Below are 16,875 nucleotides of genomic sequence, written 5' to 3'. Positions count from 1 at the left end.
AGTTTGCCATGATCCATGGCACAAATCAGCAATCTGAATGTGCGAATTATTTTAAGCTCATAGACTCATGTAAGCGTAACAAAAACACAAAAACCACCCTGCGTTAACAGGATGGTTTTTATTGGCGTTGTCTATTTTATTTATCAGTTAGTATAAGTTAGTTTTTTCATCCGACTTTTTTACCCATAAGAAATAACTGACAGTCAATAGCACAATCCACACGATTCCCACAAACAGTGCGACACGCGTATTGGGGAAATAGCCCAGTACCATGATGATAAATGCCATAAATGCCATTGCCAGAGCCGGTGCTATTGGCCACAACGGAACCGGAAATTTAAGCTGTTTAGCCTCTTCTGCCGGCATTTTCCGGCGCATCATATATTGTGACAACAAAATCATCAGCCATACCCACACTGTGGCAAATGTTGCAATGGAAGCAATAATGACAAAGATTTGTTCAGGCAACAGATAGTTCAAAACGACACCGATTAGCAAAATTACTGACATTGCCAATACCGTGATCCACGGTACTCCATGTTGAGTCAATTTGGTGAAAGAAGCGGGAGCCTGTTTTTCCTGCGCCAGGCCATACATCATTCTTCCCGCACCAAAAATATCACTGTTAATCGCTGAAATGGCGGCTGTAATAACGACGATATTCAGGATATTGGCTGCGGAGTTAATCCCCAGACTGGAGAAGATCTGGACAAACGGGCTGCCATTCTGACCAACTTGATTCCACGGATAAATACACATCAGCACAAATAAAGTGAGAATATAAAACAGCAAAATACGCAGCGGCACCGCATTAATCGCCCGTGGAATGGATTGTGCCGGATTTTTCGCCTCACTGGCGGTAATACCGATAACTTCAATACCTCCAAATGCGAACATCACAACTGTAAATGAAGCTATCACTCCTGCAATCCCATTCGGCATGAAACCACCATGTTCCCATAAATTTGATAACCCGGTAACATGACCTGCTTCCTGACCAAATCCATACATCATAATCGCGAAACCACCGATAATCATGGCAACAATCGCTGCGACTTTAATGATAGAAAGCCAAAACTCCATTTCACCAAACACTTTGACATTGCACAGATTTATCGCCCCGATGAAAAAGACGATACCGAGAACCCAAATCCATTGGTCAACATGGGGAAACCAAAGTTTCATATAGAGGCCAAATGCGGTGACATCTGCCAGACAGACAACCAACATTTCAAATACATAAGTCCATCCGGTCAGAAAACCCGCCAATGGTCCCAGATAGTGATTGGCATAATGGGAGAAAGAACCCGGCACAGGGTTATGGACAGCCATTTCCCCCAATGCACGCATAACCATAAAAACGGCCGCACCACCAATAGCGTATGCCAACAATACCGCAGGCCCTGCTGCTTGAATGGCTCCCGCAGAACCATAAAAAAGCCCAGTACCAATTGCCGACCCCAGTGCCATAAACCGAATATGACGAACACTTAACCCACGCTTGAGTTGTGAGATGTTTTGCATGATTTATCCCTATTTTCTTTTATTATTAGATGTGAAAGATAATCAGATATGAAAGATAAATACAACGATAAGGCCGGAGAACCGGCCTAAGAACAATTTAATTTATGTGGTTTTTCAGAATATTACCATTCGACAGGATCGTACCAGCCGGCAACAGTGCAGAAAGTTGCTGCTCTGCCAACAATTGAATAGCCGTTTCAATGTCTGGTGAGAAAAAACGATCTTTATCGTAATGTGTGACTTTCTCACGCAGAATATGGCGGGCTTTTTCCAGAATCGGGCTACTCGCTAAACCTGCACGAAAATCCAGCCCCTGACAAGCCGTTAACCACTCAATCGCCAGAATTCCCCTGACGTTATCCGCCATTTCCCACAAACGACGACCTGCTGCTGGTGCCATTGAGAACATGATCTTCCTGATTCGCTGAGGTCGGCAGACTATCAACACTGGAAGGATGTGCCAGTGCTTTATTTTCACTTGCCAGAGCTGCCGCAGTCACCTGAGCAATCATAAAACCGGAATTAACTCCACTGTTTTTGACCAGAAACGGTGGCAACTGAGACATATTACTATCCATTAGCAGAGCAATCCTGCGTTCTGACAACGCGCCAATTTCCGCCAGCGCAATAGCCAGATTATCCGATGCCATTGCGACAGGCTCTGCATGGAAGTTACCACCAGAAATCACTTCATCCTGTTCAGTAAAGACCAGTGGATTGTCAGAAACAGCATTAGCCTCAACCATAATGACATCAGCAGCATAGCGAATTTGGGTCAGACAAGCACCCATTACCTGTGGTTGACAGCGTAACGAGTAAGGGTCTTGCACTTTCGGGCAATTTTCGTGGGAGGCAGAAATGTCACTTTGTTCTTCTAATACAAAACGGTATAAAGCTGCAACATCAATTTGCCCTTGCTGTCCACGCACGTCATGAATACGCGCATCAAATGGCTTACGGGAACCCAAGGCCGCTTCAACAGATAAGGCACCACAAACAATGGCAGATGCAAGTAACTCTTCCGCCGCAAAAAGCCCTTTCAAGGCAAATGCAGTTGAGGTTTGTGTACCGTTAAGTAGTGCCAGCCCCTCTTTTGCCACCAGTTGAATGGGTTTAAGTCCCGCTTTTGCCAGGGCTTCTTTTGCCGGCAACCATTCACCACGATAACGGGCTTTGCCCTCTCCCAACAATAACAGACTCATATGCGCCAGTGGAGCCAAATCACCAGAAGCTCCGACCGAGCCTTTGCTTGGAATGCAAGGGTAAACTTCGGCATTTACCAATGTTACCAGTGCCTGAATAACTTCCAAACGAATACCGGAATAACCACGAGCCAGGCTATTGATTTTCAAAACCATAATCAACCGGACGATTTCATCTGATAAAGGCTCACCAACACCTGCTGCATGTGACATTACAATAGCGCGTTGCAACTCTTCCAAATCCTGCTCTGCAATTCGGGTATTTGCCAACAAACCGAAACCTGTATTAATCCCATAAGCGGTTCTGTTTTCGCTGATAATACGGTTAACGCATTCAACACTGCTCTCAATCGCCGGGAAGCATTGTGCATCCAACGTGATCTGTACGGGATGCTGATAAACATGGCGTAACTCTTCAAGCGTCATTTTTCCCGGATGAATAATCATGTGTTTCATATCAATAACACTCCTTATTTTATTTCTGCTGCTTTTGTTTCAATTGATACGCCTTCTACCGCTTGTGTATTCAGCATGGGTAGGTTCAATCCCTGTTCTTTTGCACATTGAACCGCCAGTTCATAGCCCGCATCAGCATGACGCATGACCCCCGTCGCTGGATCATTGTGCAATACCCGGGCAATACGTTCTGCTGCGTCATCCGAACCATCACAAACAATGACCATGCCTGAATGTTGAGAAAATCCCATGCCCACACCACCACCGTGGTGCAGAGATACCCAGGTTGCACCACTGGCTGTATTCAATAGCGCATTGAGTAATGGCCAGTCAGAAACAGCATCAGAACCATCTTTCATTGATTCCGTTTCACGGTTGGGACTTGCCACTGAACCTGAATCCAGATGATCACGTCCAATCACGATTGGTGCTGAAAGTTCGCCATTACGTACCATTTCATTAAATGCCAAACCCAACTTAGCCCGATCTCCCAGACCCACCCAACAAATACGTGCAGGCAAGCCCTGGAAGCTGATACGTTCCCGTGCCATATCCAGCCAACGATGCAAGTGGGTATCATCTGGCAACAGCGCTTTTACTTTGGCATCGGTTTTATAAATATCTTCCGGATCACCGGAAAGAGCTGCCCAACGGAAAGGCCCAATCCCGCGGCAAAAGAGTGGACGAATATAAGCAGGCACAAAACCAGGGAAATCAAAAGCATGTTCAACACCTATTTCTTTTGCCATTTGACGGATATTATTGCCGTAATCAAAAGTAGGAATCCCCTGTTTCTGGAAAGCCAACATCGCTTCAACATGTACTGCCATTGAGGCTTTCGCAGCCTGAATTACCACTTCTGGCTCTGTTTCGGCACGGCGACAATATTCTTCCCATGTCCAACCCGCTGGCAGATAACCATGTAATGGATCATGGGCACTGGTTTGGTCTGTTACCATATCAGGACGAACACCGCGGCGAACTAACTCCGGTAAAATTTCTGCTGCGTTACCGCACAGGGCTATCGATACCGCTTTACCTTCCTCGGTGTAACGTTTAATACGTGCCAGTGCGTCATCCAGATCAATTGCTTGTTCATCCACATATTTAGTACGCAGACGAAAATCAATACGGCTTTGCTGACATTCAATATTGAGTGATGACGCCCCCGCCAACGTCGCTGCCAAAGGTTGTGCACCACCCATGCCACCTAAACCGGCAGTCAATACCCAGCGACCAGTCAGATCACCGTTATAATGCTGGCGCCCGGCTTCAACAAATGTCTCATAAGTACCTTGTACAATCCCTTGACTACCGATATATATCCAGCTACCGGCAGTCATCTGGCCATACATTGCTAATCCTTTGGCATCCAGTTCATTAAAGTGTTCCCATGTTGCCCAATGTGGAACCAAATTTGAGTTTGCTATTAATACGCGGGGCGCATTCTCATGGGTTTTGAAAACCCCGACAGGCTTACCTGATTGCACCAGTAGTGTTTCGTTATTCTCCAGATTTCTCAGAGTCTCAACGATTTTTTCATAACATTGCCAATTTCTGGCTGCACGACCAATTCCACCATAAACGACCAGCTCATGAGGATTTTCTGCTACGTCAGGATCCAGATTATTCATCAACATACGGAGCGGTGCTTCTGTCAACCAACTTTTTGCTGTGAGCTGCGTTCCTCTGGCAGCACGAATGACCGCGTTATTGAATTTATTATTTTGCATTGTCACGGTTTTTTCCTTTTTCACCTTTATGAAAATTTATTAACTGTATAGTTGTATATACATGTATATTCAATAGGCAAAAATGTGACGAAGATAAAGTCAATAATTTTGTGTTATTTCTTTTATTAGGAAGATCAATAAGATGATATTGATTTATTTTCAGGCGGGCAGTCGCATATTTTTGCTGGTTTTGTGTTTTATATCACATATTATTTACATTATTGTCACAATACACTCTTTCCTTTCTCCTCTATGCATAAAGCAAAGAGGAGATGTTTTAACCAAATCATAAGCTCCGAATCACGAACTAAAACACCCTTTCAGTTTATAACGGTTGCCAGGAAATAATAACTTAGCGCTGGAAACAATATGCTCTTTCGACCAGGTTCGTCGGCTGATCAACAAACAGGGCGTGTTTTCTTCTATTTGCAGCAAACGGCAAGAGCGGGCATCACCTGCAACCGCTTCTACAATGTGCTCTCCTTCCGTAAGAGGAGCGACTATCGATAAATAATCATGAGCAGTTTGCTGACTAAAATCCTGCCGCAGATACTCTGGCACCGCCAACGCATTAACATAACGGTCTTCAATTTGCACAGGAATATCATTTTCATAATGAACAATAATCGAATGATAAATAAGTGTGCCAATCTCGATTGCCAATTCTGCGGCCTGAGTCATATTAGCCGTCACTTCTGCAAGTTTCAGTACCTTGCAACTGTGTCGGTGGAAACGAGCCTCAATTTCATCAGCAATACTGTGTATTTCAAATAAGGCCGATTGTCCTTTAGGCTCTGCAACAAATGAACCCACCCCTTGCAAACGGAACAGAAACCCTTCTGCTGTCAGCTCCCGCAATGCCCTGTTTGCTGTCATGCGACTACAGTTAAATTGTTTAACTAATTCAGATTCCGAAGGAACCCTGTCATGCGGTTTCCACTCCCCTGTATAGATTTTTTCAACAATTGCTTGTTTAACTTTTGCGTACAGAGGCACAGGCTTAGCCGCTTTATCTGATAAATCAATGGACACAATAAATTCCTTCTTACTCCTATTTATTATACGGACTATTTATTACACGGATTATTTATTTCACGAATTATCCATTCCACCAATGTACTAATTGCCATGCAAGACGAGCCGCTGCTTTACCACCCATACCCTGAATATCATACAATGGATTAAGTTCAACTAAATCAATAGCCTGCAATTTCTTACTCTGACAAATGGGTTGAATCAATGATAATAAGCGTTCTAACGGGACACCCAGCGCAGCCGGAGCCGATACTGATGGCATTTGCCAGATTGGCAACACATCCAAATCAATCGTCATGTAAATGACTTCAACCTGATTAATCAGGTCTTGTATTTGTTGCTGTACCTTATCCAACATGGAATCAATACATTGAGTATCCCAAATAATTGTGACATCAAGGTGATTAGCTTCGTCTAATAGAGCCTGCGTATTCGAGGCCAAACTGGCACCTATACAAGTATAATTAAATAGACGTTGTTGCTGATGACAATAATCAGCAAGCTGACGAAACGGGGTTCCCGATGTGGGTTGTGGCGCATTCCGCAGATCCAGATGCGCATCAAAGTTAATAATCCCTACCCGTTGAGTTGGAAATGCACGATAAATTCCCATGCCATGAGCAAATGCCGTTTCATGTCCGCCGCCAAAAATTAACGTCCGCATTTTCTGATGCTGACACTCATAGACAGCATCACTCAGGGCACTCTGGGCTTCACTTAATTGTCCACTATTAGCCCGGATATTACCCAAATCCACCAGCCATTCATGTCCATCATGACTCGCCATATTTGCCAATGACTGGCGCAGATATTCAGGCCCTAATTTAGCTCCCGGTCGTCCTTGGTTGAGTTTTACCCCTTCATCACATTCAAATCCCAGTAATGCAATATGATTCGGAAATTGTTCTGGAGAGAAACAGGGGGGCTGTTTTATCGTCTGGAATACCCGTAATGCGTTATTTGCTTCCGCGAGATCATTTCGTCCTTGCCAAATGTTTTCTGATGTCGGATGCCATAATTTCATGTTATATCCCTCACTATTATTTATTGTTCTCTAAATTCTAAATAATGTATTGTTTTCCAAGCGATACTGCTTATGAATCACGATGCATAGAGCTATGCGTGATTGCTCCGCGATAAACACGATAAACCAATGGGTTATGTCCAAGCTCATACAATATATCAACGGGTTCCTGAGCATCCCAAACAACAAAATCAGCCATATAACCTGCTGTTAACTGACCGTGACTATCTCCCCGCCCTAATGCACGTGCCGCATGGATAGTCACCCCCTGCCATGCCTCTTCTGGCGTTAAACCAAACTGGACACAGGCCATATTCATCATCATACGCAAAGATGTAAAAGGGCTGGTTCCCGGATTAAAATCCGTCGAAATAGCCATCGGTACACGATATTGACGCAATAAGGCAATCGGAGGACGTTTAGTCTCCCTCAGGAAATAAAATGCTCCCGGTAATAATACGGCGACAGTTCCACTGCGGCTGATCGCTTCAACTCCTTTTTCATCCAGAAATTCAATATGATCAACCGATAAACCTTGATAATCTGCCACCAATTCAGAGCCGCCTAAATTAGAGAGCTGCTCCACATGGCCCTTGATGGGAATATCGAGTTTTTTAGCTGCGTCAAAGACCCGTTTAGTTTGCTGGAGACTAAATCCAACGCTTTCACAAAAAACATCCACAGATTCAAACAATTGATTTTGCCAAAGGGTTGGAAGAATGGTATCGCAAACTAAATCTATGTAAGCATCAGGATTATGTGTATATTCAGAAGGAACTGCATGAGCTGAGAGTAAAGTCGGACTGATTTCAACGGAGTTCTTTTGCTTTAATGTTTGAATAACTTTCAGTTGTTTTTCTTCATTTTTCAGATCTAATCCATAACCCGATTTCATCTCAATTGTCGTTACACCTTCAGATATTAAAGCATTAAGTCGCTTTTGAGCGGCGATTTCCAATTGTTGGGCTGAACTTTGTCTGGTTGCATTGACTGTAGCATTAATTCCACCACCTTTAGCACTGATTTCTTCATAAGAAACGCCATTCAAACGCTGTTCCCATTCCGATGCCCGATTGCCACCAAAAACTAAGTGAGTATGACAATCTATCAGGCCAGGAGTGATTAATCGCTGTTTTACATCAATCACCTTACAACGATTAGCTGGCACACTTTCTGTTGGTAAAATCGCCAGAATTTTTTCATCTCGTATGATCAAATCATGTCGTTCCAGAATGCCGTAATTGTGTTTGCCATCTATGTTGTTGATTATAGGGTTCATGGTGGCAAGTCTAGCATTGCGCCAAATAATATCGCTATCTTTCAGTCCAATTGACATTAGTTTCTCTCCGTTACTTTTTTTCTTGTCAATATCAGCCTGCATGTTGTATATGCATTTATTTTATAACCAAAAAAATTTGTCAATCCATTTTATGAATAAAGGAGCAATTGTGAATTTTTGGGATGATATTCGTAATGATAAAAATATATTAGATTTTATTAAATCACCTGCTCTGGGAAAAGCACGATCAAAATACGATCAATAGTTTTTTCCCCAGAACCAGAGAAAAGAAACATTTTCCACAAGCTCTTCAAAAAAGATTAAAACATTGGCAAGCTATATTGAAGAAAACAACAAATAACCACTAAATAAACATGGTTATATTATGTAATAGCATTTAAGCAAAATGATAGAAAATCAGGTACACTGACCAAAAGTTGTTAATAAAATTAGTATGTAATGAAGAAGAAAATAACATTAAGTGAAGAAGACATCAGCCTATTTAGAACGTCTGTTGCGGGAACCCGTCGTATTGCTCAAGATAAAGTCTTACATTCCCCCAGAAGAAAAAAAATCGGCCAGATCGCTCCTGAGCGTCTAATGCAAGAACAGGTCGATGCCAGTTACTATTTTTCTGATGAGTTCCAGCCCAATCTCGATATGGAAGGCCCGACCCGTTATGTACGTGAAGGTGCCAATCATTATGAGCTGAAGAAGTTACGGCGAGGAGATTATTCCCCTGAATTCTTTCTGGATTTACACGGATTAACTCAGTTGCAGGCTAAACAAGAAATTGGGGCTTTGATAGCCGCCTGCCGCCGTGAAAACGTCTATTGTGCCTGTATTATGCATGGTCACGGTAAACATATTCTTAAACAACAAACACCATTATGGCTCGCTCAACATCCCGATATTATTGCTTTTCATCAAGCTCCCAAAGAGTGGGGAGGAAACGCTGCATTACTCATTTTGGTAGAACAGGATGAGTTTATACAGCGCTAAATGTACACGCCGCCTCTGATCAACTAGGCTTTTGTCACTATTGTTTATCACTAATACCGTTTATCACTAATATCGTTTGTCACTAAATGTGCTGGAGAGGTTTGCCATAATAGGCGGCCTTTCTCTGTCTGGTGATCCAACTCCACACAAGCAATACCGGAAGTTGTAAACATAGGCGGAGTTTGTACAGGGCAAAGCTCAGATACTAAATAACCAACCAAAGGTAAATGAGAAACTAACAATACTGCTTTTTTCCCCTGAATTGCCAAAACTTGTAAGTAACTCGCTACCAGTGCCGCGTCACCCGACGGTGTTAACTCTTCTAACACCTCCTCACTATCAGGCAATGTCAGGCTCTCACGAACGACTTTCAGAGTCTGCTCTGCCCGGATATAGGGGCTGACTAAGACACAATCGATATCAGGCAACTGTTGCGCAAGCCAAAGAGCCATTTTCTGTGATTCCTGACAACCACGTGGTGTTAATTCTCGCATTGCATCGCTGATTGAGTCGAAAGCGGCATCACCGTGACGCATAATAAAAACAAACATAATTCACCGTTGAGTTAAATTTTAGATTATACCGCTTTTAGGTAATTAATTATAAAAACAAAACCATATTATTGATATACACTTTAACAGAAGGAAATCAATTAAGATTGATAGGCATTCTGCCTCAAAATAGAAACAAATAAAATCACTAAAGACGAATTATATACCAATCTAACTTGAAGATGCAGGTTTTAAAGTCTGAAAATTATCAGTCAGTCGAGTCGTGAGCTCTTTCGCTTTTTCTGGCAAAGTGACATGAAAAAAGTGACGAAGGGTTTCACGGAAGGTCTTCGCATCCGGAAAATAGATATTGTTACGCACTTGCTCATTCATATACTTCCACAATCGCTCTATCGGATTGAGGTTTGGGCTGTAAGGCGGGAGATAATGCAATTCAATATTCAGGACATATGCAATATCTTTCACCAACTCGGCTCGGTGGTAACCCGCTCCATCCAGAATGAGGTGGATTTTTTGCGACAGCGGGTAAGTTTCTCGGAGCGCACCGAAGAAATAGGCGATATTTTCAGCATTAATGCTTGGATATTCACGGATCACGGTGTCTTCAATCCGTTGTAAATTCAGCGCACCCAGAATATTGAGACGGGTACGACTGCCGGTGGTTTCAACCTCTTTTACCTGATTTTTCCCTGCTTTCATCCAGCCATAACTGAGCTTTGTGGACTGTGAAGGATGCACCGCATCAATAAATAGGATCGGCTCATTCTGAGCCGCCCTGTCTTTCAGCATCTTGTAGTCATCAATAAATTGTTGCTGTTTATCCGCATCGAATTTATGAGGCACTCCCTTTGGCTTTTTATAGCTGAAACCCTGGCGGTGAAGCCATTTCGTCATACCCCCCACGCTGAAAGACACCTGCCAACGTGCTTGGACATAGGCCACAATTTGGGTCGTGGTATGCATCAAATTGGCGGTCAAATATTCAATCAGGTCAGCGGTTTGTTCGGCAGAGAGATGGCTTTCAGAGCCCCCATTTTCCGGCGTCAGCTTTTCCTGAGCGATGAAGTCTTTTAGGTGACGGCTGACCGTACTTTCATGAATACGCAAGGCCTGGGCTATCATCTGAGCTGTCCAGCCTTCGGAGGCCAAAAGCACGGCCTTGATGCGATCACAGACTCGACTGTCACGCGTGGTATCATGCATCAATTCGAGGGCACGTTTTTGTTCTGGTGTCAGATGAATTTTCATGGTTGCAAGCATGATCTGATTTGGATAAGAAATCAAGCATCTTCAATGGCGATTGGTATATATATCTTGTTTGGTTATTATTATTTCATTTATTCAACACGTAAAAAATATTATAAGAATCAGAAATTATTTGGCATAAAAAATCGGCTCTTGAGCTAAAAGAGCCGATATAATTGATTCCATAAAAACTATAAATTATTCATAGAATTTTTCATTCTGTTCAGCCATCTGAACCAGGCGTTCACAAGGTGCAAATCTTTCTCCATCGATGTAAAATTTCCACAACTTTATGACTACCTAGTTTATCCATATAACGGAATGGCCCTCCCAGGAACGGCGGGAAGCCGATACCAAATACTGCACCAATATCACCATCACGGGGGCTTCGGATGATACCTTCATCCAAACAGCGAACAGCTTCATTTAACATCGGCATTAAACAACGCTGAGCAATATCTGATGGAGACAACTTGGCGTTAGGCTTGGTTTTCAACAATGAATAGATGGAAGAGTCAACCTCTTTGCTACTTTTTCTAAATGACCAGAATTTACTTTTTTTGACCTCGTAGGAATAAAAACCACGACCGTTTTTCTTGCCTTTACGATTGTCATTCAATACTGCATCCAGAATTGCTGGTGGAGTAAATCGGCTCCCCAATTGCTCTATCAGGACAGGAATAATTTTTGTTCCAACATCAATACCGACCTCATCCAGCAAATTAATTGGGCCAATCGGGAAACCAAAATCAACCAATGCCTTATCGATATGGCTAACAGGTTCACCTTCTACTAAACAATAACCCGCTTCATTGATATAAGGAGACAAAATTCGGTTAACATAGAACCCTGCTTTATCACCAACAACAATCGCTGTTTTACCCTGTTTTTTCGCCAGCGCTACCGCCGTCGCAATTGTTTTTTCACTGGTTCCTTCATGCGGGATCACTTCCACCAGCGGCATTTTATCAACCGGACTGAAATAGTGGAGACCGATAACTTGCTCCGGGCGTTTAGCAACCTCTGCAATTTGGTGAATTGGCAATGAAGAGGTGTTGGAAGCGAAAATGGTTTCCGGTTTTGTATTCGCTTCAATTTCTGAAACCATTTTACGTTTCAATACCAGATCTTCAAACACGGCTTCCACGACGATATCAGCTTGTTTAAAGCCAATATAATCAGTTGATCCGGAAAGCAGAGACATTTGACGGGAACACTCCGACGGTTTCAAACGCCGTTGTTTGACTCGTTTAGAAAGCAGATCCCATGTATATTTAAGCGCCTGATTGATACCTTTTTCATTAATATCTTTGATACGAACAGGTAAATTACCGCGAGTGGCAGTAACGTTGGCAATTCCGCCCCCCATCAAACCACCCCCCAAAATCCCCACATGTTTGATCTTAGCTGGTTGTTCTGAAGAACCTGTTTCGTTTTTTAATGAGGTAGCAGCGAAAAACAGGCTGCGCAATGCTTCCGATTCTGGCGACATAGCCAGTTCACCAAATGCTTTGGCTTCCGCCTGAAAACCCGCCTTTTGCCCTTTCTCCAGTCCGGTACGAACGATATCAATAATCCGCTCTGGTGCTGGATAATGACCATGAGTTTTTGCCTGTGTTTTTTGTTGAACCATCCGAAACAACAGTGGCCTACCCAAGGCACTTGCCAACAAACGCTGTGACCATGCTAACGGCTTACGCTTAATCATTCCTTTTTTGACATATTGAACAGCGACATCCAGCAAAATATCCAAAGGAACCGCATCATCTACAACGCCCAGACGTTTTGCCTGATTTGCTTTCAGTTGGCGGCCTGTCAGCATCATATCCAAAGCAGAGCTGACACCTATCAGACGAGGTAATCGCTGAGTTCCCCCCGAACCAGGTAATAACCCGAGCTGCACTTCCGGTAAGCCAAGACGCGTCTTATCATCCAGAGAACAAACACGCGCATGGCAGGCTAATGCTAACTCCAACCCGCCCCCCAGACATGCACCATGAATGGCGGCAACAATTGGTAAAGAATAATTGGCAATCCGGGCAAATAATTCCTGACCTTTTTCAGCCAATTTCGTTGCTTCTTGTTGAGTTTGGCAGCCTGCGATCATAGTGATATCTGCGCCAGCGATAAATGTATCCGGTTTGCCGGACACAATTACCAAACCTTTTAAGCCGGTAACTTGTTGTGCCTTCTCAAAAACTGTCAAAAATTGTTCAACAAACTCCGCTTTCAGCGTGTTGACCTTCTCACCCAGGACATCAATCGTAATGACACCAATCTTGTCATCTCTGACAGAAAAACCAAATACCGATTGTATCTCTGACATGATTGTTTCTTTTTCAGCCTGAGCCATTATTCTACCTCCAATACCATCGCTGCACCCAATCCACCGGCAGCACAAGCTGTTGTCAATCCAAGCCCACCACCACGACGGCGCAACTCATTCAGTGTCTGAGTTACCATTCTGGCTCCAGTCGCAGCAAACGGATGACCATAAGCGATTGAACCGCCCAATACATTGAATTTATTCATATCCACTTCGCCAATTGCCTGAGAGCGTCCTAATTTCTCGCGGGCAAACTTTTCACTGGCAAACATTTTTAAATTCGTAAGGGTTTGGGCAGCAAATGCTTCATGCATATCTATGAGCGAAAGTTCATTCAAAGTAATACCCGCTCTGTCCAACGCCAACGGCGTCGCATAAGATGGCCCCAATAGCATATCCTGCCAAACATCAATTGCTGAGAAGGCGTAACTACGTAAATAACCTAACGGAGTCATACCAAGCTCTTTAGCCGCAGATTCACTCATCAAAATAACCGCCGCCGCACCATCCGTCAGTGGTGTACTATTGGCGGCAGTCACTGAACCATGTTTGCGGTCAAAGGCAGGACGCAATTTAGCGTAAGAGGTGAGTTCTGAATTTTTTCGGATATTATTATCTTCCAGCAGGGACTCATGGTACGGCGGGAAATGTGCTGATACCACTTCATTACGCAATAGTCCCTGCTCCCAGGCTTTAGCAGCCAATACATGAGAACGGTGAGCCAATTCGTCCTGCTCTTTACGGCTGATATGATAAGTTTTCGCCATTTGCTCAGCCGTATCTCCCATTCGTAACCCCGTTGAATATTCAGCAACAGCGGGTGATACTGGCAGTAAATCTTTTAACTTCAATTTACTAAGTAATTTAAAGCGTTGCGACAGGCTCTTAGCTTTGTTCATATCAACCAGCGTGCGAGCCAATGATTTGGTTACCCCGATTGGCAAGACTGAAGAAGAATCAGCACCACCCGCGATCCCCACATTCACTGTCCCAGCCATAATGCTATCTGCTACATTCGCGATTGCCTGAAAGCTGGTTGCACAGGCCCGGGAAACGCTATACGCATCTGTACTGACACTTAAGCCAGCACCTAATACGATTTCCCTTGCAATATTCGGTGCTTCCGGCATTTGAACAACTTGCCCAAAAACCAATTGGTCGATCTTCTCTGGTGGCAGCCCACTTCTGATGACCAACTCACTGACAACAGCTTTTCCTAGATCAACAGCCGGAATACCGTGGTAGTTAGTCGCCTGTTTCGCAAAAGGAAGGCGCAACCCACTGACAATCGCCACTCGTTCCTTTTGTTGTGCCACTTTTGTTGAAGAACGACTCATAGCAACTCCTGAAATAATCATTAACTAAATCAATTGATTAAAAATATTTACTCACCTCATAAGAGGTCAGACCTGATGGAGCATTGTTAACGCAATGTTGGAGAATATCAAACAGGAATAAACTAAAAATGCGAGCAAGCGCAACTTTAATATATTTATAATCTACACTACTTGAACAGATAGCATGTGAGAAAAAGATAAAGAAATAATCATGGATTACCACGGATAAGAGACAGTCTTTCCACTGTCTTAGACTACACAAACCTTGACTCAAGAAAGAACTAACGCAATCCTAACTGGAATATCATTGCTTCTGCCTGGCAACTAAGCGTAAAAACCGCTATCAGTTGCAATCCACCATCAACACAACAACAGACGACAGTTTTTCTGCACTACAACGCTTAATTGCATCAGTCCTTTTACTTCTCTGACTATGAAAATCTGCGACTGATTTTACGTTACCTTTTCCTTTAATAACCAGTAATTACACTGTTTAATATCATTTATCTCACTATTTATTGATCTCAGCACATTAACGGCTTTTTATTTACAATTTATCAATCTGGGTTGTCTCTTTTTTGTTAAGCAAGTCCCATTTTTGTAATCAATTTCGTCATATTTTAAAAACATTCTTGCAACACATTATGATATCGGGCCTATACTTCCCGCACTGGTCTGATTTGTCATTATGATAAACTGACTCTACAATTCCGCGCTCTCAGCTACATTGAGTAGCATGTTAAATAATAATTAAACAATGAGGTTTTGGTTATGAACCAGAAAAACCTATTTACACGTTCAGCATTAGCAGTGGCGGTTGCAATTATTTCATCCAATGCTAGTGCTGCCGGTTTTCAATTGAATGAGTATTCATCATCAGGACTAGGCCGGGCATTTTCTGGAGCAGGTGTCGTTGCAGAAGATGCTTCTGAAGGTAGCCGCAACCCTGCAGCCATGACCCTATTTGATCGTCCATCATTTTCTGGCGGCCTTATTTACGTCAAACCAAGCGTTGATATCACGGGTAGATCTCCAACTCCTAATCCGGCAACTAAAACATACAACAGCACTGATGCAAAAAATATTGCGCCAAATGCTCCGATACCAAACCTACATTTTATTACACCAATCACTGAACAATGGTTTGTTGGCGCATCAGCCACGAGTAACTTTGGCTTATCCACCAATTTCGGCAATAACTATGCAGCAGGCCTAATTGGCGGAAAAACCTCACTCAAGACTGTAAACTTTAATCTAAGCGGTGCATATAAGCTCAATGATCAGTTCAGTTTTGGTTTGGGTGTAAATGCAATTTATGCTGATGCTGAAATCATTCGCCATATGGGTGAAAAAAGCACTGAGATGACCAAGATGTTCAATATGTTAGGAAAAATTAAACATATTAAATATCTTGAAAATTTATCACTCTCTGATGCCTCCGAAGCTGCCCGCTTGAAAGGAAAAGATTGGGGTTATGGATGGAATGCTGGACTACTATATCAATATGATGAAAATAACCGCTATAGCCTGACCTACCGCTCAAAAGTTAAAGTTAAATTCAAAAGCGGAGATTACAGCAGCGATTTACCATATATACCATCTCAATTTGAGAGTGGAACCAACGGAAAGACAGTTAAAGGTAAATTGGATCTGAATTTGCCTGATATGTGGGAATTATCGGGTTATAACCGTGTTGCACCACAATGGGCAATCCACTATAGCTTCCTATATACAGGTTGGAACGAATTCAAAGAATTAAAAGCAACACGAAATGATACAGGTCAAGTTGCATTTGAGAAACATGAAGGTTTCCGTAATGCTTACCGTATCTCGTTAGGAACAACTTACTACTACGATGATAACTGGACTTTCCGTACTGGTATCGCTTTCGATGAAAGTCCTGTACCTGCCAAAAATCGTTCTATCTCCATTCCAGACCAAAATCGCTTCTGGTTAAGTGCAGGAACTACTTACGCATTTAATAAAGATGCTTCTGTAGATGTTGGGGTTTCCTATATGCGTGGTAAGAAAGTACATGTTAGTGAACAACTGAAAGAAGGTTCCAAACCACCTCTAAACCAGACTTACGAGTTTGATTCAAAAGGAACTGCGTGGCTGTTTGGTGTAGGCCTTAACTACACATTCTAATCATATTCTATGATCTAAAAAAGGATAGCCTGAGCTATCCTTTTTTAATCTC

General features: G+C 42.9%; 11 protein-coding genes and 2 pseudogenes. 2 read left to right on the top strand and 11 right to left on the bottom strand.

Annotation, left to right across the window (positions count from 1 at the left end; all coding sequences use genetic code 11):
• Positions 1-147 precede the first annotated feature (147 nt).
• From AAC852_RS11510 to hutI, 6 genes and pseudogenes are all read right to left on the bottom strand, one after another.
• A complete protein-coding gene (locus AAC852_RS11510; protein WP_340621142.1) occupies positions 148-1,524 on the bottom strand; it encodes an amino acid permease in 1,377 nt (458 codons plus the stop codon).
• 97 nt (positions 1,525-1,621) lie between these two features.
• A pseudogene (gene hutH, locus AAC852_RS11505) lies at positions 1,622-3,182 on the bottom strand (histidine ammonia-lyase).
• Positions 3,183-3,196: 14 nt separating this feature from the next.
• Positions 3,197-4,921, bottom strand: coding sequence for a urocanate hydratase (gene hutU / locus AAC852_RS11500; RefSeq protein WP_340621141.1), 1,725 nt, complete (start codon positions 4,919-4,921; stop codon positions 3,197-3,199).
• 294 nt (positions 4,922-5,215) lie between these two features.
• Positions 5,216-5,947 carry a histidine utilization repressor gene (gene hutC, locus AAC852_RS11495; RefSeq protein ID WP_422824287.1) on the bottom strand — a complete coding sequence of 244 codons (732 nt, stop codon included), beginning with the start codon at positions 5,945-5,947 and terminating at the stop codon, positions 5,216-5,218.
• Positions 5,948-6,014: 67 nt separating this feature from the next.
• The gene (gene hutG / locus AAC852_RS11490; protein ID WP_340621140.1) at positions 6,015-6,974 is read right to left on the bottom strand and encodes a formimidoylglutamase; all 960 of its coding nucleotides are present in this window, start codon (positions 6,972-6,974) and stop codon (positions 6,015-6,017) included.
• Between the two features lie 70 nt (positions 6,975-7,044).
• Positions 7,045-8,310, bottom strand: a complete 1,266-nt coding sequence (hutI, locus tag AAC852_RS11485; RefSeq protein WP_340621139.1) for an imidazolonepropionase — start codon at positions 8,308-8,310, stop codon at positions 7,045-7,047.
• 402 nt (positions 8,311-8,712) lie between these two features.
• Between hutI and smrB the strand changes: the two genes are divergently transcribed.
• Positions 8,713-9,255, top strand: a complete 543-nt coding sequence (smrB, locus tag AAC852_RS11480) for an endonuclease SmrB (RefSeq protein WP_340621138.1) — start codon at positions 8,713-8,715, stop codon at positions 9,253-9,255.
• A gap of 50 nt (positions 9,256-9,305) precedes the next feature.
• Here the strand turns inward: smrB and sixA are convergent, their stop codons facing one another.
• The 5 genes and pseudogenes from sixA to AAC852_RS11455 form a co-directional block, all read right to left on the bottom strand.
• Positions 9,306-9,806 (bottom strand): phosphohistidine phosphatase SixA, encoded by a 501-nt coding sequence (gene sixA, locus AAC852_RS11475; protein ID WP_340621137.1) that lies wholly within the window; start codon positions 9,804-9,806, stop codon positions 9,306-9,308.
• A 171-nt stretch (positions 9,807-9,977) separates the two neighbouring features.
• A complete protein-coding gene (locus AAC852_RS11470) occupies positions 9,978-11,015 on the bottom strand; it encodes an IS630 family transposase (protein ID WP_340621197.1) in 1,038 nt (345 codons plus the stop codon).
• Positions 11,016-11,210: 195 nt separating this feature from the next.
• Positions 11,211-13,365 (bottom strand): annotated as a pseudogene (gene fadJ / locus AAC852_RS11465) (fatty acid oxidation complex subunit alpha FadJ).
• On the bottom strand, positions 13,365-14,675 hold the full coding sequence (gene fadI, locus AAC852_RS11460) for an acetyl-CoA C-acyltransferase FadI (protein WP_340621136.1): 1,311 nt from the start codon (positions 14,673-14,675) through the stop codon (positions 13,365-13,367). The pseudogene fadJ and the gene fadI overlap by 1 nt, the downstream one beginning before the upstream one ends.
• A gap of 281 nt (positions 14,676-14,956) precedes the next feature.
• A complete protein-coding gene (locus AAC852_RS11455; protein WP_340621196.1) occupies positions 14,957-15,028 on the bottom strand; it encodes a DUF406 family protein in 72 nt (23 codons plus the stop codon).
• A gap of 418 nt (positions 15,029-15,446) precedes the next feature.
• Between AAC852_RS11455 and fadL the strand changes: the two genes are divergently transcribed.
• Complete coding sequence (gene fadL, locus AAC852_RS11450; protein ID WP_340621135.1) at positions 15,447-16,823, top strand: long-chain fatty acid transporter FadL; 1,377 nt, start codon at positions 15,447-15,449, stop codon at positions 16,821-16,823.
• Positions 16,824-16,875: the final 52 nt, after the last annotated feature.

The sequence above is a fragment of the Xenorhabdus siamensis genome (genome assembly GCF_037996745.1).
In the GTDB taxonomy this organism is placed as follows: domain Bacteria; phylum Pseudomonadota; class Gammaproteobacteria; order Enterobacterales; family Enterobacteriaceae; genus Xenorhabdus; species Xenorhabdus indica.
The sequence above is the reverse complement of the archived record's forward strand: the minus strand, read 5'-3'. Positions and strand labels throughout refer to the sequence as shown.

Bases quoted from the DNA above. Each gene is read 5' to 3' on its own strand.
- fadL (WP_340621135.1), top strand. From the start codon at position 15,447: ATGAACCAGAAAAACCTATTTACACGTTCAGCATTAGCAGTGGCGGTT.
- AAC852_RS11510 (WP_340621142.1), bottom strand. From the start codon at position 1,524: ATGCAAAACATCTCACAACTCAAGCGTGGGTTAAGTGTTCGTCATATT.
- fadI (WP_340621136.1), bottom strand. From the start codon at position 14,675: ATGAGTCGTTCTTCAACAAAAGTGGCACAACAAAAGGAACGAGTGGCG.
- smrB (WP_340621138.1), top strand. From the start codon at position 8,713: ATGAAGAAGAAAATAACATTAAGTGAAGAAGACATCAGCCTATTTAGA.
- AAC852_RS11470 (WP_340621197.1), bottom strand. From the start codon at position 11,015: ATGAAAATTCATCTGACACCAGAACAAAAACGTGCCCTCGAATTGATG.
- hutI (WP_340621139.1), bottom strand. From the start codon at position 8,310: ATGTCAATTGGACTGAAAGATAGCGATATTATTTGGCGCAATGCTAGA.
- hutG (WP_340621140.1), bottom strand. From the start codon at position 6,974: ATGAAATTATGGCATCCGACATCAGAAAACATTTGGCAAGGACGAAAT.
- sixA (WP_340621137.1), bottom strand. From the start codon at position 9,806: ATGTTTGTTTTTATTATGCGTCACGGTGATGCCGCTTTCGACTCAATC.